This window comes from Pseudomonas sp. DR208, from assembly GCF_019823005.1.
GTDB lineage: Bacteria > Pseudomonadota > Gammaproteobacteria > Pseudomonadales > Pseudomonadaceae > Aquipseudomonas > Aquipseudomonas extremorientalis.
The window spans coordinates 5,828,082-5,845,363 of record NZ_CP081944.1 but is presented as its reverse complement, the minus strand read 5'-3'; the positions used below and the strand labels follow the sequence as shown (position 1 = coordinate 5,845,363).

The following is a 17,282-nucleotide window of genomic DNA, read 5'->3' as shown; positions in this document are numbered from 1 at the left end:
AGGACAGCAGATGCGGGTCAGTCTAGGCCAAGAGGTGGGCACTAGGCCAGACATGCTGTCTGGCCTATCCCCGGGATGCTCTATTGCGCTGCGGGCGCAGGCTGGATGGCCAACTGGTCGGCCAGGCGTACGAACGCGGCCAGGTCCAGTTGCTCGGGACGCAGGCTGCCATCGACGCCGGCAGCTTCGATCTCGGCATTGCTCAGCAAGGCCTTGAGCGTGTTGCGCAGGGTCTTGCGGCGCTGGTTGAAGGCTTCGCGTACGACGCGTTCCAGCAGGCGATGGTCCTTGGCCGGGTGCGGCAGTACCGCGTGGGGCACCAGGCGCACAATCGCCGAATCGACCTTCGGCGGCGGGTTGAACGCCCCCGGACCGACGTTGAACAGGTGTTCGACGCGGCAGTGGTACTGAACCATGATCGACAGGCGACCCCAATCACCACCGCCAGGGCCTGCCGCGAGTCGTTCGACCACTTCCTTTTGCAGCATGAAGTGCATGTCGCGGATGATCCCGGCGTTGTTCAGCAGGTGGAAAATCAGCGGCGTGGAGATGTTGTACGGCAGGTTACCCACCACGCGCAGGCTGTTGGGCGCGGCATTGAGGGTGTTGAAGTCGAACTTCAGCGCATCACCCTGATGCAGGTTGAAGTTGGGCTTGCCGGCGAACTGTTGGTTGAGAATCGGGATCAGGTCCTTGTCCAGCTCCACCACATCCAGTTGGCTGCCGCTGGCCAGCAGGCCTTGGGTCAGCGCGCCCTGGCCCGGGCCGATTTCCAGCAGACGGTCTTCGGGCTTGGCATGGATGGAGCGCAGGATGCGGTCGATCACGCCAGCGTCGTGCAGGAAGTTTTGCCCGAAGCGCTTGCGCGCCCGGTGTTGGTAATGCTCAGTCATATACGGGTCTCGGCCATCTGATAGGCGGTTTCCAGGGCCACGTGCAGGCTACCGGTATCGATCCTGCCGCTGCCCGCCAGGTCCAGGGCGGTGCCATGGTCGACGGAGGTGCGGATGATCGGCAAGCCCAATGTCACGTTGACGGCGGCGCCGAAGCCTTTGTATTTAAGCACCGGCAGTCCCTGGTCGTGGTACATCGCCAGCACTGCATCGCAGTGCTCCAGATATTTGGGGGTAAACAGAGTGTCCGCAGGCAGCGGGCCGTGCAGGTCCATGCCTTCTTGGCGCAGACGCTCCAGAGTGGGTTCGATGATGTCGATTTCTTCGTGGCCCAAGTGACCGCCTTCACCGGCGTGGGGGTTAAGCCCACAGACCAGGATGCGCGGTTGGGCGATGCCGAACTTCTGTTGCAGGTCGGCGTGCAGGATGCGTGTCACGCGCTCCAGTCGCTCGACGGTGATGGCATCGGCAATGTCGCGCAGTGGCAGGTGCGTGGTCACCAGGGCGACCCGCAGGCCGCGCGTGGCCAGCATCATCACCACTTGCTCAGTGTGGGTCAGTTCGGCAAGGAATTCGGTGTGGCCGGAAAAGGCGATGCCGGATTCGTTGATCACGCCCTTGTGCACGGGGGCGGTGATCATGCCGGCGAAGTCGCCGTCGATGCAGCCTTGCCCGGCGCGGGTCAGGGTTTCGAGTACGAACACTGCGTTGGCCTTGTCCAGTTGCCCGGCGACGACTTTGGCCTGCAGTGGGGTGTCCCACACATACAGGCTGCCGGCGGGGGAGGGCAGGTCCGGCCAGTTGCCCGGTGCCACGTCAAGCAAAGTGACTGCCACACCCAGTTGCGCGGCCCGCTCAAGGAGCAGGTCACGGCTGGTAATGGCGATCAGGGGGTGTGGCTGGGGTTGCGAGGCGAGCAGCAGGCACAGGTCAGGACCAATGCCGGCCGGCTCGCCGGGTGTCACCGCGAAACGCTGGGGTTTCACTGCACTGCCTGGTCGGTGCCTGCCGGGGCGCCTGGTAGCTTGATTTCAACGTAGGCTTCGTCACGGATCTGACGCAGCCAGGTCTGCAGTTCTTCATCGTATTTGCGGTTACGCAGTACGTTCAGCGCTTGTTGCTCGCGGGCCTGGCTGGTGTTGTCGGTGGCGCGACGGCCAAGGACTTCCAGCACATGCCAGCCATATTGGGTCTTGAACGGCTTGGACAACACGCCCTGCGGCGTATCGGCCATCACCTGCTGGAACTCCGGCACCAGGGCTTTCGGGTCGATCCAGTTCAGGTCGCCGCCGTTGAGGGCTGAGCCCGGGTCTTCCGAGAAACTCTTGGCCAGGGTGGCGAAGTCTTCACCGCTTTCGATGCGGTCGTAGATCTTCTGGGCCAGTTCCTTGGTTTGCGCTTCGGTGCGGATTTCGCTTGGTTTGACCAGGATATGACGAACATGCACTTCGTCTTTAAGCGAGGTCTCGCCACCGCGACGCTCCAGCAACTTCAGGATGATGAAACCACCTGGGGTGCGGGCTGGTTTGGTGATATCACCCACGGCCATGGCGCTCAGTTCACGGTCGAACGGAGGTGGCAACTGAGCGGCTTTACGCCAGCCCATGTCACCGCCCTCGAGGGCGTTGTCGCTACCGGATTGGGCAATGGCCATCTGGGCGAAATCAGCACCGGCCTTGAGGCGATCATAGATAGCCTGGGTCTTGGCGGCGGCTGCGTTGAGCTGCTCGGAGTTGGCGCTGTCCGGTGTCGGGATCAGGATATTGGCCAAGTGCAGTTCTTCGGAGAGCTGCATCTTGCCAAGGTCCGACGCCAGGAAGTTCTTCACTTCCTGCTCGGACACCTGGACCCGCTCGGCAACACGGCGCTGACGCACACGGCTGATGATCATTTCACGACGGATCTGGTCACGGGCGTCTTCATACGAAAGGCCATCGTGGGCCAGCGCCGCGCGGAATTGATCGATACTCATGTTGTTGCGCTGGGCAATGGTGCCAACGGCCTGGTTCAGTTCTTCGTCCGAAATACGGATGCCGGAACGATCGCCGATCTGCAGTTGCAGGTTCTCGACGATCAGGCGTTCCAGTACCTGCTGGTCCAGGACACTGGTCGGCGGCACACCACCGCCACGCTTGGCGATGGTTTGCTGGACTTCCTTGACGCGCTGGTCCAGTTGGCTCTGCATGATCACGTCATTATCGACGATGGCCACGACCTTATCCAGTTCTTGAACCGCAGCGTGCACCGATGCGGCGCCCAGGAACAGCGCGCCCAGCACTAGCGGGCGCAGACAATCAGAAAGCTTGGTCTTCACGTTCACGATAACCTTCAATGCCTTTGTCGAGGAAGCTCTCTACCTTGGCGCCGGTCAGGCCGCCGAGTCCTTTGAGGACGATCTGGAAGAAGAGCCCGTGGTCACCCTTTTCGTTAAGCGGGGCGATCTGGCTGTATTCGTCGTTGGAAACCCAGTAACGGTTGATGACGCGCAGTTTCCAGCAGCAGTTGTCGTACTCGAAACCACCGAAGGCTTCCAGGGTACGGTTGCGGGCATAGTCGTACTGCCAGCGAGTGATCAGGTTCCATTGTGGAATGATCGGCCACATCATCGAGAAGTCGTGTTGCTGGATCTTGTAGTAATCCTTCACGAAGTTCGGATCACCTGGCTGCCCGTAGTCGCCACCGAACTGCCATTTGCCGGTCAGCTGGTTGTAGACGACCTGGTCATTGCGATAGCGATAACCGACGTTGATGATCTTGTTCGGGTTGTCTTCCGGCTGGTAGTGCAGCATCGCGCTACCGGAACGAGGGCTGTGTTCCTCGGTGTCCCAGTTGTAGTCGGCAGTGGCGCGCCAGTCACGGTTGAAGCGGAACTCGTAGTCCAGGGCAACCGGCGAAACGTCGGACTGTGCGTCGGCACGGTCCGCCGCCAGGATACCTGGAAGTTGAACTTCACGGTCCTTGAAGTACACGGCCTGGCCGATGGATACGCGCTGACGCTCGAAGCCGTTCTCTTCGATCCAGCGGCTGGTCAAGCCCAGGGACAGCTTGTTTTCGTCGCCGATGCGGTCGGTGCCGCTGAAGCGGTTATCGCGGAACAGCGACGCGTAGCTGAACGAGTACTCGCTGGTGTCGAAGACCGGGATATCAGCCTGGTCCTTGTTCGGTACGTACAGGTAGAACGCACGCGGCTCAAGGGTCTGGCGATACTCTTTGCCGAACCAGTTGGTGTTGCGGTCGAAATACAGGCCGCTGTCGACGCTGGCAATCGGAACCGCACGGTCCTGGGAGCTTTTGAACGTACCACCGGCGTACTGGGTACCGTTCCTGGCTGCTGCGGCCTGGTCGGCAATGATCTGGTTCTTGCCGATGTTGTCTAGGTCCAAGTCATACTTGGTGTACACGTACTTGAGCTTCGGCGTGATGAAGCCGTAGGTCCAGTTCATCGGGTATTCGACGGCTGGGGCTACGTTCAGGCGCGTGCCGTTGGCACGGGTCAGGCCGCGGACGTAGGTGTCCAGGCGGGCTTCTGAGTCACCGTTCTCATTGATAAAGTTGCCGTTCTCCAGATCGCGATCGAAACGCACGGCTTCGGTCTCGTAGCTGAAGTTAAGGCCACCTGGATGGTACGGCAGCGTGCCGTTGAAGGTGATCTGCGGCAGGCGGTCATACGGAGTGACCTGCGAAATCGTTGCCAACTGGTAGGCCTGCAGGTTCAAGCGAGCCTGGAAGCTGTCGCCGCGATATGTCACCGAACCCTGCTGGTTGATGTAGTCGCGGCTCTCAACGCCTTCCTGATAGGACTTGAGGTCCTGGAAGTAGTAAGGGTCGCTGATCTTGGTGTAGTCGACCTGGGTCAGTACACGCGAGTCCAGCCCGCCCTTGTGTTGCCAGTTGAGCATGTAGCGGGTTTTTTCGTAATCGGTCTGCTTTTTCCGCTCGTCGCTGTCGTCGTTCAGGTACGCCCCGCCGAACTGGCCTTCGCTGGACTTGGTGAGGTAGCGGAATTCGCCTTCCATCAACAGGCCACGCTTGGTCATGTACTGCGGGTACAACGTGGCGTCATAGTTCGGCGCCAGGTTGAAGTAGTACGGCGTAACTAGGGTAAAGCCAGTCTCGCTGCCAGTGCTGAAGCTTGGCGGCAGGAAGCCGGATTGACGACGATCGTCGATCGGGAAATAGATATAAGGGGTGTACAGGATCGGGATGTTCTTGATCCGCAACGTCGCGTTGGTGGCCGTACCGAAACCGGTGGCCGGGTTCAACGTGATGTTGTTGCCCTTGAGCTGCCAGGCGTTGCTGTCTGGCTCGCAGGTGGTGTACGTACCGTCCTTGAGACGGATGATCGCGTTCTCGGCACGCTTGGCGTACAGCGCGTTACCGCGGATACGCGATTTGTGCATCACATATTCGGCGTTGTCGATCTGGGCGGCGCCAGTGTCCAGCTGGACTTCGGCGTGATCGCCGACGATCAATGCGCCGTTGTCGCGTAAACGAACGTTGCCGTTCAGCTCGCCACGGTTCTCGGCCTGGTACAGGCTGGCTTCCTCGGATTCCAGTTGCATGCTGCCCTGGCGCATGACGACGTCACCGGCCAGTGTCGCCACCTGTTGTTCCTGCTCGTAACGAGAGGCCTTGGCACCGATGAAGGTGGGCGCATCGCTCTTGTTCGTCTTGTCGTTCATGCCAGGACGCGTCGGCTCGATGTACGCACCGCCGCAGTAAGGGCCGGTTTCGGCCAACTGTGCTGCGGTCAGCTTGTCGCGGGGCACCCAGTCCAGGTGGCTGTAGTCGGCGCTGCGCGAACGCAGGCCACGGCCCTTGGCCTCGGTGACCAGAGCGGTCTTGGGCTCGGCCTCAGCGTTGCCGCCAGCATCGGCCTGCGCCGTGCTGTTGGCGGAGCTGACGGCTGCACCGTCATGCACCGGGCGTGGTGGTAGTGGGGTTGCGGCGGTTTTTGGCGCGCAATCCCAGGCACCCGAAGCAGAGACTGAGCAGTCATACTGTTCCGCGGCGACCACGAATGAAGTGGCGAAGGGTTGCAGGGCCAGCAGACTGCCGGTTACCAGCAACGGAAATTTTCTACGAAACGCGGGGGATTTCAATGCCATCTTATTAGTCCGGGCTTCCTGCGTGCCATCTGCCCGCGGTTTGGGCCGCACGCCTCTCGATGGTCTGAAAAAGATGCGTGATAATAAAGCATGCCCCGCTTGACGGCTAGCGCCGTCGGAGACCCTTGTAATGCCCGAGCAAGATCTACGTTTACAACAGCTGGAAGCCTGGCTGGAAGAGCAGTTGCCGATCCTTTTCAACACTCAAGGCTGGGGCGCCGTCCCCCCGGCCACATTGACCGCGGCCAGCAGCGACGCGAGTTTCAGGCGCTACTTCCGTTGGGAAGGGGGGGGCCGGACCTTTGTCGTAATGGACGCTCCACCCCCCCAGGAAAACTGCAAACCTTTCGTCGATATCGCTCATTTGCTGGCGAAGTCGGGCATAAATGTTCCAAAAATTTATGCAGAAGATTTGCCCCGAGGCTTTCTTTTGCTCAATGACCTGGGCAAAAAAACCTACCTGGACGTGATTGACGACAAAAATGCCGATCACTTGTTTGCCGATGCCATCGACGCCTTGCTGGCTTTCCAGCAGTTGCCGATGGACGCGCCGCTGCCCAGCTATGACGTCGCCTTGCTGCGCCGCGAGCTTGAATTGTTTCCCGAGTGGTACGTCCGCCGGCACCTGGGTATCGAGTTGGATACACAGCAACAAGCGCTTTGGCAGCGCGTCAGTGACCACCTGATCGACAGCGCCCTGGCGCAGCCGAACGTGCTGGTGCACCGCGACTACATGCCGCGCAACCTGATGATCAGCGAGCCGAACCCGGGCGTGCTGGATTTCCAGGATGCGGTCTACGGGCCGGTCACCTATGACATCACGTGCCTGTTCAAGGACGCGTTCCTCAGTTGGCCCAAGGCCCGCGTGCGGGACTGGCAGCGCGGCTATTGGGAGCGTGCCGCGAAACTGGGCATCCCGGTGCAGGCGGACTTCGAAGACTTCCTGCGTGCCAGCGACCTGATGGGCGTGCAGCGCCACCTCAAGGTCATCGGCATCTTCGCGCGGATCTGCCATCGCGATGGCAAGCCACGTTACCTGGCCGATGTGCCGCGCTTCTTTGCGTATATAGAAGCGGTGCTCGCCGACCGCCCGGAGCTGAGCGAACTGGGTGAATTGCTCGCCAGCCTGCGCCAGCCCGCCGAGGCAAGCGTATGAAGGCGATGATCCTGGCGGCCGGCAAAGGTGAGCGGATGCGGCCGCTCACCTTGCATACGCCCAAGCCGCTGGTGCAGGCCGGTGGCAAGCGCCTGATCGAGTATCACCTGGAGGCTCTGGCCAAGGCGGGCTTCACCGATATCGTGATCAATCACGCCTGGCTCGGCCAACAGATCGAGAGTTACCTTGGGGACGGTGCACAGTTTGGCGTGCGCATCCGTTACTCAGCCGAAGGCGAACCGCTGGAAACCGGCGGCGGTATTTTCCAGGCGCTGCCGTTGCTGGGCGACGAACCGTTCCTGGTGGTCAACGGCGACATCTGGACCGATTACGACTTCACCCGGCTCAAGCAACCGCTCAAGGGCCTGGCCCATTTGGTGATGGTCGATAACCCGGCGCATCACCCTTCGGGTGGCGATTTCTACCTGGATCAGGGTTTGCTTCATGATGCGGCGGCCGGTGCCGATAACCTGACCTTCAGTGGCATTTCCGTGCTCGACCCCAAGCTGTTCGCGGGGTGCAGCGCGGGTGCCTTCAAGCTGGCGCCGCTGTTGCGGGCAGCCATGGCCAAAGGTCTGGTAACGGGGGAACACATGGCGGGACGCTGGATTGATGTCGGCACGCTGGAGCGCCTGGCGCAGGTCGAAACCCTGCTGGCAGCGGGGCAGTAGCATGCTGTGGCCAGGGACGCTGATCGGCGCGGGGGCTGGCTTTGCCATTGCCAGTATTCCGGGGGCCATGTTGGGTGCACTGTTGGGGCAGGCGCTGGACCGCCGCCTGCAACTGCACAGTTGGGCCCAATTGCGCGAGCGCCTGGGCGGGCGCCCGGCGTTGCGCAATGACGAGTTGTTGTTTGTGTTGCTGGGGCGCCTGGCCAAGAGCAATGGGCGCGTGGTGGATGGACATATCCAGCAGGCGCGCCAGGAGATGCGTTCGCTGGACATGACCGAGTCGGCCCAGCGCCGTGCGATAGCGGCGTTCAATCGCGGCAAGTCCGGCGCTGACCGGATGCGCAGCTACCTGCGTGTGCTCAAGGCCCAGCCCCACGCCGCCGAAGGTGTCTTGCGCGCGTGCTGGCGTATGGCGTGGGCCGATGGCAAGGCGGATGACGCCGAACGCGACCTGATCGACCTGTGGGGCAAATGGCTGGGCTGGACGCCACAACAGCTCCAGGCATTGGCCGCTGACTTCAAGCCTGAGCACAGGCCATTGGTCAGTCGCGGCGTCACTTATCAGGAGGCGTTGCGCTTGCTGGGGGTGACGGCCACCACCGAGCCATCGGCAATCAAGCGTGCTTATCGCCGCCTGCTCAGTCGCCATCACCCGGACAAGATTGCCGGCACGGGTGCCAGCCCCGCGCAGGTGCGTGAGGCGACCGAGCGTACCCGTGAATTGCACAACGCCTATACGTTGATTCGCGAGCGCCGGGATTTCCGCTAGGTTTCAGTCGACACTGGCCTGCGGGCTCAACCAGCCGCGAACCCTGCGATACAACTGCTCCTGCCCGGCATCACTGTTGCCGGGCAGGGCTTTCAACGACACCTGTTTATAGCCATCATTCTTCAAACGCTTGGCCGCCTGGGCACGGGCCAGTGCGTTTTTGCGTGATTGAGCGCTGTCTTGATAGAACACATCGGCGGTCGGCAACTTCAGGCCCGGGGCCAGTTGTTGCACATCCGGGTGACGACCGGTGGGCGTCTGCGCTGCGACCATGACGAACTTCTGCACCTGGGACGGCTGCTTCTCGCTCAAATAACGTGCGGCCCACCAGGCGCCGGTGCCATGGCCGAGCAGCACCACGCTGCGTGCGCTCTGGGTCTGGGCGAAGGCCACGGCGGCGTCGATGCGCGCGAAAATGCGCGTAGCGTCGGTCTTGTCCTGTTCATCGGCGCCAGGCACCACGGCCGGGTCGGTGCCTTCGGCTTCGGCGCTGGCGGCTTGTTCGATAGGGTTGTCGGCGGTGCTCGCTTCCTTGCTGCTGGTGTCGACGGTAGCCTTGGGCGCTTCCATCACACGTGGTGGCAGCGTATCCACGCTCACATCCGGCAGCGACAGGCTGAGGGAGCCCCAATTGGCATCCGGCAATTTGTGCCGCAACGGGCTGATTGCTTGCGGCCAGTCAGCACTTTCGCCGGCGCCCGGTACGATAATCACCACACCTTCGGGCTCGGCGCTGTTGGCCGGTTTCCACAGGGCCAGGAATGAATCGCTGCCGGCCTGCAATTGTTGCTGTTCCTGTTGCGGGATTTTGCGCTCCAGTGCACTGGCTTCCTCCTGGCTACGCTCGGGTAAAGGCTGGCGCTCGACCGGTTTTTCGGCGGCAGGTGCGGGTGCGTCAGCGGCCTGCACGGAAAAGGCACTGGTAATAAGTAGCGACAGGCACAATGCTGGCAGTGCCGAACGGTGAACAAAGGGCATCGTAAATTCCCGGCCAGAAGTGATTCCGGCAGCCTAATGGGTTGGTCAGTATTTGTCAGTGATGTGAGACGTCAATCATGGTTTTTCGCTGTCTGCTGGTTATCGGCTGTTGCTGCCTTGCCTTGATCGCAAATGCCGCCCCTGCGCCCGCCACTCCCCAGGCGCAGCTCAATGTGCAGCAACGCGAGTGGCTGGCCCAGCACCCGGAACTGCGGGTGGGCCTGGTATTGCAGGCACCGTACGCGCAATACGACCGGCGTTTGCAGCGATTGTCCGGGGCGAATGTCGACTTGATGCAGTGGTTGGCCAAGGCGCTGAACATCGAGCTGACCTGGCGCAACTTCCCCAACCAGGAGCAACTGGAAGCCGCTGTGCGCGAGGGCGAGGTGGACATCGCCCCCGGCCTGCAACAAACCCCGGCCGGTTTACGCCTGTGGTTGTTCACCGACCCTTACATGCGTGTGCCGCAGCACATTGTCGGCATCCGCGAGGGCGGCGGCGCGGTGGAGTTGGAGAAACTCGATGAGCAATCCCGCGTTGCCGTGCGCATGCCCAGCGCCGTGGCGGATTACCTGCGCAGTACCTACCCCGGCCTCAACCTGCAAGGCGTGCCAATGGAGCGCCAGGCCCTGCAGCTACTGGTGAGCCAGCAGGCACGCTATGCGGTGGTGGACGAGGCGCAATTGAGTCGCTTGTCCGGCGAGGCGGAGTTCGCCGGGCTGGCGGTAGTGGGGGATATTGGCCTGCCACAGTTGTTGCGGGTGGCCACGCGCCGGGAGTGGCCGGAGCTGGCCGGCATCATGGAAAGCGCCTTGCGCGCCATCCCCGCCCGCGACCTGGACCAATTGCATAGCCACTGGCTGCAACCCAAGTATCCACGCCTGACGGAAACCCCAGGCCTGTGGCAAAACCTCAGCCTGTTGCTGGGCCTGTTTCTGCTCGCCAGCCTGGTTGTCGTGTTCTGGCAGCGCCGCCAGCAACGGGTGCTCGAGCATGGGTTATTGGCCGCCCGCGAAGAAAGCGCCGCCCGCGCTGCGGGGGCCGAAGCCTTGCGGCTGACGCAGTTTTCCATTGATCAGAGCACCGTGGGCATCTTGTGGGTCAACTGGGACAGCCATGTGCGCTACGCCAACCGTGCCGCCGAAAGCATGCTCGGCTATAGCCCCGGTGCACTGATCGAGCGGCCATTGGCTGACCTGGATCCAAGCCTGGATATGGACCGCTGGCTCAACCTGTGGAAACGCGCGCGGGCCAGCGAAGACGGCCCGCAGAACTTTGCCACCGATTGCCGACGTGCCGATGGCAGCATCCTGCCGACCAACGTGTCCTTGAGTTTTCTGCGGTTTGCCGAGGCCGAGTACCTGGTGGTCTACCTCAACGACGTCACCGAGCTGCGCCGGACGTTGGCCGCGTTGCTGCAAAGTGAAGCGCAGTTGCGCGAACTCTCTGCCCACCTGGAAACCGTGCGCGAGGAAGAAAAGGCCCGTATCGCCCGTGAAGTGCACGACGAACTCGGGCAGATGCTCACAGTGCTCAAGCTTGAAACCTCGATGTGCGAGCTGGCTTATGCGCAACTCGACCCCGGTTTGCACGAGCGCTTGAACAGCATGAAGCGCCTGATCGCCCAGTTATTCCAATTGGTACGCGATGTGGCGACCGCGCTGCGCCCGCCGATTCTGGATGCCGGCATTGCCTCGGCCATCGAATGGCAGGCGCGGCGTTTTGAGGCGCGCACGCACATCCCTTGCCTGGTCCAGGTGCCGGATAACCTGCCGACCTTGAGCGATGCCAAGGCCATCGGCCTGTTCCGCATCCTGCAGGAGGCGCTGACCAATGTGATGCGCCATGCCCAGGCGCATACTGTCGAACTGACCCTGGCAGTGGAAGGCACGCATCTGCGGCTGACCATCAGTGATGACGGCGTCGGTTTCGTCCAGGCCCAGGGCCGTCCGGTATCGTTCGGTCTGGTAGGCATGCGCGAGCGAGTGCTGATCATGGGCGGGCAATTGAGTCTGGACAGCGAGTTGGGGGAGGGCACCACCCTGAGCGTCACGGTGCCGTTGGATGCATAACACCAAGAGGAAGCCCCTGTGATCCGTGTACTGGTAGCCGAAGACCACACCATTGTTCGTGAAGGCATCAAGCAGTTGATCGGCCTGGCCAAGGACCTGCTGGTGGTGGGTGAGGCCGGCAATGGCGAGCAGTTGCTGGAGACCTTGCGTCACGTGCCTTGCGAGGTGGTGTTGCTGGACATCTCGATGCCCGGCGTCAATGGCCTGGAAGCGATTGCGCGCATCCGTGCGCTGAACAATCCGCCGGCGATCCTGGTGTTGTCGATGCACGACGAAGCGCAAATGGCCGCCCGCGCCTTGAAGGTTGGCGCCGCCGGGTATGCCACCAAGGACAGTGACCCGGCGCTGTTGCTCACGGCGATCCGCAAGGTGGCGGCCGGTGGGCGCTACATCGACCCGGACCTGGCCGACCGCATGGTCTTCGAAGTCGGCCTCACCGATACCCGGCCGCTGCATTCGTTGCTTTCCGAGCGCGAATTCTCGGTGTTCGAACGCCTGGCCCAGGGTGCCAACGTCAACGACATCGCCCAGCAACTGGCGCTGAGCAGCAAGACCATCAGCACGCACAAGGCGCGGTTGATGCAAAAGCTCAACATCACCTCACTGGCTGAACTGGTGAAGTACGCCATGGAGCACAAGCTCCTCTAGCGACGTATCTAATAACGACACCCCCAAAACACCGTCAAACCCATTCTTGCCGCTTGCAGCTCGCCCCTTGCGGCTGTGCTGTCCCGTACGCGCCATCCCTGTAGGGCAATCCCTACCCCCAACCTTCCATCCGGCCGATGCAATTCTCTCCTGGCCCCCGATTTCCGGGGGCTGGCGCCTGGACTACGCTTGTTCCACAGCAGTCCAAAACAAAAAGGTGCGGGTATGAGCGAGGTGGATTCAAATGATGTGCTGGTCAGCTTTCGTGGCGTGCAGAAGAGCTACGACGGCGAGAACCTGATCGTCAAAGACCTCAACCTGGAGATTCGCAAGGGCGAGTTCCTCACCCTGCTCGGGCCTTCCGGTTCGGGCAAGACCACCAGCCTGATGATGCTCGCCGGCTTCGAGACGCCGACCGCCGGTGAAATCCAGCTGGCCGGGCGGTCCATCAACAACGTGCCACCGCACAAGCGCGATATCGGCATGGTGTTCCAGAACTACGCCTTGTTCCCGCACATGACCGTCGCCGAGAACCTGGCGTTCCCGCTGTCGGTGCGGGGCTTGAGCAAGACCGATATCAGCGAGCGGGTCAAACGCGTGTTGAGCATGGTCCAGCTCGATGCCTTCGCCCAACGTTACCCGGCACAACTCTCCGGCGGCCAGCAGCAGCGCGTAGCGCTGGCCCGGGCGCTGGTGTTCGAACCGCAATTAGTGCTGATGGACGAACCCCTCGGCGCCCTCGACAAGCAACTGCGCGAACACATGCAGATGGAGATCAAGCACCTGCACCAACGCCTCGGCGTGACTGTGGTGTACGTGACCCATGACCAGGGCGAAGCGCTGACCATGTCTGACCGCGTGGCGGTATTCCATCAAGGCGAGATCCAGCAGATCGCCGCGCCGCGCACCTTGTACGAAGAGCCGAAGAACACCTTTGTCGCCAACTTCATCGGTGAGAACAACCGCCTCAATGGTCGCCTGCACAGCCACACCGGCGAGCGCTGCGTGGTGGAGCTGGCACGGGGCGAGAAGGTCGAGGCACTGGCGGTGAATGTCGGCCAGGTCGGTGGCCCGGTGACCCTGTCGGTGCGCCCGGAGCGCGTCAGCCTCAACGGTTCCAGCGAGAGCTGCGTCAACCGTTTCTCGGGGCGGGTGGCGGAATTCATCTATCTGGGCGACCACGTGCGCGTGCGCCTGGAAGTCTGCGGCAAGACCGATTTTTTCGTGAAACAACCGATTGCCGAGCTGGACCCAGCCCTGGCGGTCGGCGACGTGGTACCGATTGGCTGGCAAGTCGAGCACGTTCGCGCACTCGACCCACTTCTAGAGGCGAATTGATCGCCCCCCTGGCTTCACCAACCCTGCACGTGGAGAGAACAACAATGTTGAGATCCCTTAAGTATTCGGCGCTGGCCATTGGCTTGATCGGCGCAACCCAGGCCATGGCAGGCCCGGACCTGACGGTCGTGTCCTTCGGTGGCGCGAACAAGGCGGCCCAGGTCAAGGCGTTCTACGCACCTTGGGAAAGCGCGGGCAATGGCAAGATCGTCGCCGGTGAGTACAACGGTGAAATGGCCAAGGTGAAAGCCATGGTCGACACCAAGAGCGTGTCCTGGGACCTGGTGGAAGTGGAATCGCCGGAACTCTCCCGTGGCTGTGACGAAGACATGTTCGAGCCGCTGGACCCGAAACTGTTCGGCAACACCGCCGACTACGTGAAGGGCGCGATCCAGCCATGTGGCGTGGGCTTCTTCGTGTGGTCGACCGTGCTCGCCTACAACGCCGACAAACTCACCTCCGCCCCCACCAGTTGGGCAGATTTCTGGGACACCAAGAAATTCCCGGGTAAGCGCGGCCTGCGTAAAGGCGCCAAGTACACCCTGGAGTTCGCCCTGATGGCCGACGGTGTGGCGCCGAAAGACGTGTACAAAGTGCTGGCCGGCAAAGATGGCCAGGACCGTGCATTCAAGAAACTCGATGAACTCAAGCCGTCGATCCAGTGGTGGGAAGCCGGCGCACAGCCGCCGCAGTACCTCGCTTCCGGTGACGTCGTGATGAGCTCGGCCTACAACGGCCGCATCGCCGCCGTACAGAAAGAAAGCAACCTCAAAGTGGTGTGGAACGGCGGCATCTACGACTTCGACGCCTGGGCCATCCCTAAAGGCCTGGCCAAGGACCGTGCCGAAGCGGCGAAGAAATTCATCGCTTTCTCAGTACAGCCTCAGCAGCAGAAGACCTACTCGGAAAACATCGCCTACGGCCCGGCCAACACCCAAGCTGTGCCATTGCTGGCCAAGGACATCCTCAAGGACATGCCGACCACCCCGGAAAACATCGCCAACCAGGTGCAGATCGATGTGAGCTTCTGGGCGGATAACGGCGAGCAACTGGAGCAACGCTTCAATTCCTGGGCGGCCAAGTAACTCATGTGGGAGGGGGCTTGAACTGGCCTAATGATTTTGGACACTTCAATCGGGCGCTATGATAGCGCCCAAATCTGAGGTGTTTGGATATGCGTAAATCTTATTCGAGTGAGTTCAAGCTCAAGGCTGCCAGCATGGTGCTGGATGAAGGTCAGCCGGTTACCGAGGTCTGTGCCAGCCTGGATATTGGTCCTACTGCTCTGCGCCGTTGGGTCGATCAAGTGCAAAAAGAACGCTTGGGCTCGACTCCGGTGGGAGCCAAGGCAATTACCGCTGATCAACGAGAGATCCAGAGACTCAAAGCCCTGCTCAGGGAGAAAGACCTGGACATTGAAATCTTAAAAAAGGCCAGTGCTCTCCTGCTTTTGGACGCCAAAGATCATTCACGCTGATCGATGAGCTGGACGAGCAGTACGGCGTTAAAAGGTGTTGCCGGGCGTTCGGGGTTAACCGCAGCAGCTTCTATGCCTGGCGCCAGCGCCAGGGCAGAGCAAATCCTGAGCGGGAAAAGCTCAAAGCCGCGCTGGTCAGGCACCACAAGGCGTCGAGAGAGTCGGCGGGCGCACGTACCTTGTCCAAGGAGCTGCAAGCCAAAGGACATCGTGTCGGACGTTACATGGCTCGCAATTTGATGCGCGAGGCTGGCATCGCTAGTCGTCAGCGCAGGCGCCATAAGTACAAGTCGCCGGGCGTGGAGGCCTTGGTGGCGCCGCATGTGCTCAAGCGGAAATTTGATGTGACGGCGGTTAATCAGGTGTGGTGTGGCGACGTAACGTACATCAAGGTCGGCAAGCGTTGGATGTACTTCGCCGCCGTTCTGGATCTGTACGCTCGCAGGATCGTAGGCTGGTCGTTCTCGATGATTTCGGATGCCAACCTGACCTGCGAGGCACTACGCATGGCAGTTGAGCTACGCGGCCATCCCGAGGATGTGTTGTTTCACTCTGACCAAGGTTGCCAGTACACCAGCCATAAATTCCGAAACGCGCTTGTGAAGCATGGGTTTAGGCAAAGTATGAGCCGTAAAGGCGAGTGCTGGGACAACGCCCCGATGGAGCGTTTCTTTGGTAGTTTGAAATCCGAGTGGGTTCCTGAAACGGGCTACAAACTGGAGCATGAGGCCCGGGCAGATGTGCAGCGCTATGTCTCGCGCTACAACATCAGCAGGCCTCACAGCTACAACGACTACCGGTCGCCGGTCGCGAAGGAAAGGTTGGCGGCATGAACCTTAATCGGTGTCCAAGATTACTTGACCAGTTCAGCTTGCCCCCTCCCACAGGGGGTCTGTATTTATCTTTAAGATTCGGAGTCAGCCATGGCCATCGCCGTTCCCTCGAACGAGGTCAACAGCCCCACCCTCAAGCAGCGCCTGGCGCGTGCCGAGCGGCTCAATCGCTGGAAGGCCCAGGCCTTGATTGCGCCGCTGGTGCTGTTCTTGTTGCTGGTGTTCCTGGTGCCGATCGTTGCTTTGCTGTTCAAGAGCGTCGGCAATCCGGAAGTGGTGGGCGGCTTGCCGCGTACCGTGGTCGCGGTGACGGCCTGGGATGGCCGTGGCTTGCCGGGTGAACCGGTGTACCAGGCCCTCAGCGAGGACCTGGGCGAAGCGCGCAAAAACCAGACCCTGGGCGATCTGTCCAAGCGCTTGAACATGGAACTGGCCGGCTACCGTAGCCTGCTGACCAAAACCGCGCGGGCGCTGCCGTTCAGTGAAGCGCCCGGCTCTTATAAAGAAGCGTTGGAAAACCTCGACGAACGCTGGGGCGACCCGGCGTACTGGCAGGCGATCCGGCGCAATACCAGCAGCCTGACACCGTTCTACCTCCTGGCGGCCGTCGATCATCGCATCGACGACCTCGGCGAAATCGCGCCGGCCACACCTGACCAGGCAATCTACCTGGACATCTTCGCCCGTACCTTCTGGATGGGCCTGGTAATCACTGCCATCTGCTTGCTGCTGGCCTATCCCCTGGCCTATCTGCTGGCCAACCTGCCGGCACGCAAGAGTAACTTGCTGATGATTCTGGTGTTGCTGCCGTTCTGGACCTCGATCCTGGTGCGGGTGGCGGCGTGGATCGTGTTGCTGCAGTCCGGCGGCCTGATCAACAGCGCCTTGATGGGCATGGGCTTGATCGATAAACCCTTGGAGCTGGTGTTCAACCGCACCGGGGTCTACATCTCGATGGTGCACATCCTGCTGCCATTCATGATCCTGCCGATCTACAGCGTGATGAAGGGCATTTCGCCCACCTACATGCGTGCGGCGATTTCCCTGGGTTGCCACCCGTTCACCAGCTTCTGGCGCGTGTACTTCCCGCAGACCTATGCCGGCGTCGGCGCCGGTTGCCTGCTGGTGTTCATCCTGGCGATTGGTTACTACATCACCCCGGCGCTGCTGGGCAGCCCGAACGACCAGATGGTCAGCTACTTCGTGGCGTTCTACACCAACACCAGTATCAACTGGGGCATGGCGACGGCACTGGGTGGCTTGCTGCTGCTGGCCACCGTGGTGCTGTACCTGATCTACAACCGGCTGGTGGGCGCCAGTCGCCTGCGCCTGAGCTGAG

The 17,282-nt window shown here is 61.4% G+C and carries 15 protein-coding genes; 10 read left to right on the top strand and 5 right to left on the bottom strand.

From position 1 onward, the window contains the following. Positions 1-80: 80 nt before the first annotated feature. The 4 genes from rsmA to K5K89_RS26495 are packed head-to-tail and all read right to left on the bottom strand — an operon-like array spanning position 81 to position 6,001. On the bottom strand, positions 81-893 hold the full coding sequence (gene rsmA, locus K5K89_RS26510) for a 16S rRNA (adenine(1518)-N(6)/adenine(1519)-N(6))-dimethyltransferase RsmA (RefSeq protein WP_222540525.1): 813 nt from the start codon (positions 891-893) through the stop codon (positions 81-83). Continuing rightward, positions 890-1,879 carry a 4-hydroxythreonine-4-phosphate dehydrogenase PdxA gene (pdxA, locus tag K5K89_RS26505; protein ID WP_222540524.1) on the bottom strand — a complete coding sequence of 330 codons (990 nt, stop codon included), beginning with the start codon at positions 1,877-1,879 and terminating at the stop codon, positions 890-892. Before pdxA ends, rsmA begins: the two co-directional genes overlap by 4 nt. After that, the gene (locus K5K89_RS26500) at positions 1,876-3,213 is read right to left on the bottom strand and encodes a peptidylprolyl isomerase (protein WP_222540523.1); all 1,338 of its coding nucleotides are present in this window, start codon (positions 3,211-3,213) and stop codon (positions 1,876-1,878) included. Before K5K89_RS26500 ends, pdxA begins: the two co-directional genes overlap by 4 nt. Then, positions 3,188-6,001, bottom strand: coding sequence for an LPS-assembly protein LptD (locus tag K5K89_RS26495; RefSeq protein ID WP_222540522.1), 2,814 nt, complete (start codon positions 5,999-6,001; stop codon positions 3,188-3,190). The genes K5K89_RS26500 and K5K89_RS26495 overlap by 26 nt, the downstream gene beginning before the upstream one ends. A gap of 130 nt (positions 6,002-6,131) precedes the next feature. Here K5K89_RS26495 and K5K89_RS26490 point away from each other — a divergent pair, with 130 nt between their 5' ends. The 3 genes from K5K89_RS26490 to K5K89_RS26480 are packed head-to-tail and all read left to right on the top strand — an operon-like array spanning position 6,132 to position 8,597. Beyond that, complete coding sequence (locus K5K89_RS26490) at positions 6,132-7,157, top strand: aminoglycoside phosphotransferase family protein (protein ID WP_071490232.1); 1,026 nt, start codon at positions 6,132-6,134, stop codon at positions 7,155-7,157. After that, positions 7,154-7,828 carry an N-acetylmuramate alpha-1-phosphate uridylyltransferase MurU gene (gene murU, locus K5K89_RS26485; protein ID WP_222540521.1) on the top strand — a complete coding sequence of 225 codons (675 nt, stop codon included), beginning with the start codon at positions 7,154-7,156 and terminating at the stop codon, positions 7,826-7,828. Before K5K89_RS26490 ends, murU begins: the two co-directional genes overlap by 4 nt. 1 nt (position 7,829) lies before the next feature. Continuing rightward, a complete protein-coding gene (locus K5K89_RS26480) occupies positions 7,830-8,597 on the top strand; it encodes a TerB family tellurite resistance protein (protein WP_222540520.1) in 768 nt (255 codons plus the stop codon). A gap of 3 nt (positions 8,598-8,600) precedes the next feature. Here the strand turns inward: K5K89_RS26480 and K5K89_RS26475 are convergent, their stop codons facing one another. Further along, on the bottom strand, positions 8,601-9,575 hold the full coding sequence (locus K5K89_RS26475; RefSeq protein ID WP_222540519.1) for an alpha/beta hydrolase family protein: 975 nt from the start codon (positions 9,573-9,575) through the stop codon (positions 8,601-8,603). Between the two features lie 77 nt (positions 9,576-9,652). Between K5K89_RS26475 and K5K89_RS26470 the strand changes: the two genes are divergently transcribed. The 7 genes from K5K89_RS26470 (at position 9,653) to K5K89_RS26445 (ending at position 17,281) form a co-directional block, all read left to right on the top strand. Continuing rightward, on the top strand, positions 9,653-11,647 hold the full coding sequence (locus K5K89_RS26470; RefSeq protein WP_222540518.1) for a histidine kinase: 1,995 nt from the start codon (positions 9,653-9,655) through the stop codon (positions 11,645-11,647). 18 nt (positions 11,648-11,665) lie between these two features. Continuing rightward, entirely contained in the window at positions 11,666-12,295 is a 630-nt protein-coding gene (locus K5K89_RS26465) for a response regulator transcription factor (RefSeq protein WP_071490227.1), read from the top strand. Between the two features lie 225 nt (positions 12,296-12,520). Continuing rightward, entirely contained in the window at positions 12,521-13,633 is a 1,113-nt protein-coding gene (locus K5K89_RS26460; protein ID WP_058424775.1) for an ABC transporter ATP-binding protein, read from the top strand. Positions 13,634-13,677: 44 nt separating this feature from the next. Next, positions 13,678-14,718: an ABC transporter substrate-binding protein gene (locus K5K89_RS26455; protein WP_071490226.1), complete on the top strand. Its 1,041-nt coding sequence runs from the start codon at positions 13,678-13,680 to the stop codon at positions 14,716-14,718. An 89-nt stretch (positions 14,719-14,807) separates the two neighbouring features. Continuing rightward, positions 14,808-15,110 (top strand): transposase, encoded by a 303-nt coding sequence (locus tag K5K89_RS29105; protein ID WP_014717988.1) that lies wholly within the window; start codon positions 14,808-14,810, stop codon positions 15,108-15,110. Continuing rightward, the gene (locus tag K5K89_RS26450; protein ID WP_071489093.1) at positions 15,107-15,943 is read left to right on the top strand and encodes an IS3 family transposase; all 837 of its coding nucleotides are present in this window, start codon (positions 15,107-15,109) and stop codon (positions 15,941-15,943) included. Before K5K89_RS29105 ends, K5K89_RS26450 begins: the two co-directional genes overlap by 4 nt. Before the next feature lie 90 nt (positions 15,944-16,033). Further along, positions 16,034-17,281: an ABC transporter permease gene (locus tag K5K89_RS26445; protein ID WP_071490225.1), complete on the top strand. Its 1,248-nt coding sequence runs from the start codon at positions 16,034-16,036 to the stop codon at positions 17,279-17,281. The last annotated feature ends 1 nt before the right edge of the window (position 17,282 follow it).

What these genes read in the sequence shown, in the direction of transcription:
- K5K89_RS29105 (WP_014717988.1), top strand. Translation starts at nt 14,808, where the DNA reads ATGCGTAAATCTTATTCGAGTGAGTTCAAGCTCAAGGCTGCCAGCATG.
- K5K89_RS26460 (WP_058424775.1), top strand. Translation starts at nt 12,521, where the DNA reads ATGAGCGAGGTGGATTCAAATGATGTGCTGGTCAGCTTTCGTGGCGTG.
- K5K89_RS26455 (WP_071490226.1), top strand. Translation starts at nt 13,678, where the DNA reads ATGTTGAGATCCCTTAAGTATTCGGCGCTGGCCATTGGCTTGATCGGC.
- K5K89_RS26475 (WP_222540519.1), bottom strand. Translation starts at nt 9,575, where the DNA reads ATGCCCTTTGTTCACCGTTCGGCACTGCCAGCATTGTGCCTGTCGCTA.
- K5K89_RS26480 (WP_222540520.1), top strand. Translation starts at nt 7,830, where the DNA reads ATGCTGTGGCCAGGGACGCTGATCGGCGCGGGGGCTGGCTTTGCCATT.
- rsmA (WP_222540525.1), bottom strand. Translation starts at nt 893, where the DNA reads ATGACTGAGCATTACCAACACCGGGCGCGCAAGCGCTTCGGGCAAAAC.
- K5K89_RS26490 (WP_071490232.1), top strand. Translation starts at nt 6,132, where the DNA reads ATGCCCGAGCAAGATCTACGTTTACAACAGCTGGAAGCCTGGCTGGAA.
- K5K89_RS26470 (WP_222540518.1), top strand. Translation starts at nt 9,653, where the DNA reads ATGGTTTTTCGCTGTCTGCTGGTTATCGGCTGTTGCTGCCTTGCCTTG.
- K5K89_RS26445 (WP_071490225.1), top strand. Translation starts at nt 16,034, where the DNA reads ATGGCCATCGCCGTTCCCTCGAACGAGGTCAACAGCCCCACCCTCAAG.
- murU (WP_222540521.1), top strand. Translation starts at nt 7,154, where the DNA reads ATGAAGGCGATGATCCTGGCGGCCGGCAAAGGTGAGCGGATGCGGCCG.
- K5K89_RS26495 (WP_222540522.1), bottom strand. Translation starts at nt 6,001, where the DNA reads ATGGCATTGAAATCCCCCGCGTTTCGTAGAAAATTTCCGTTGCTGGTA.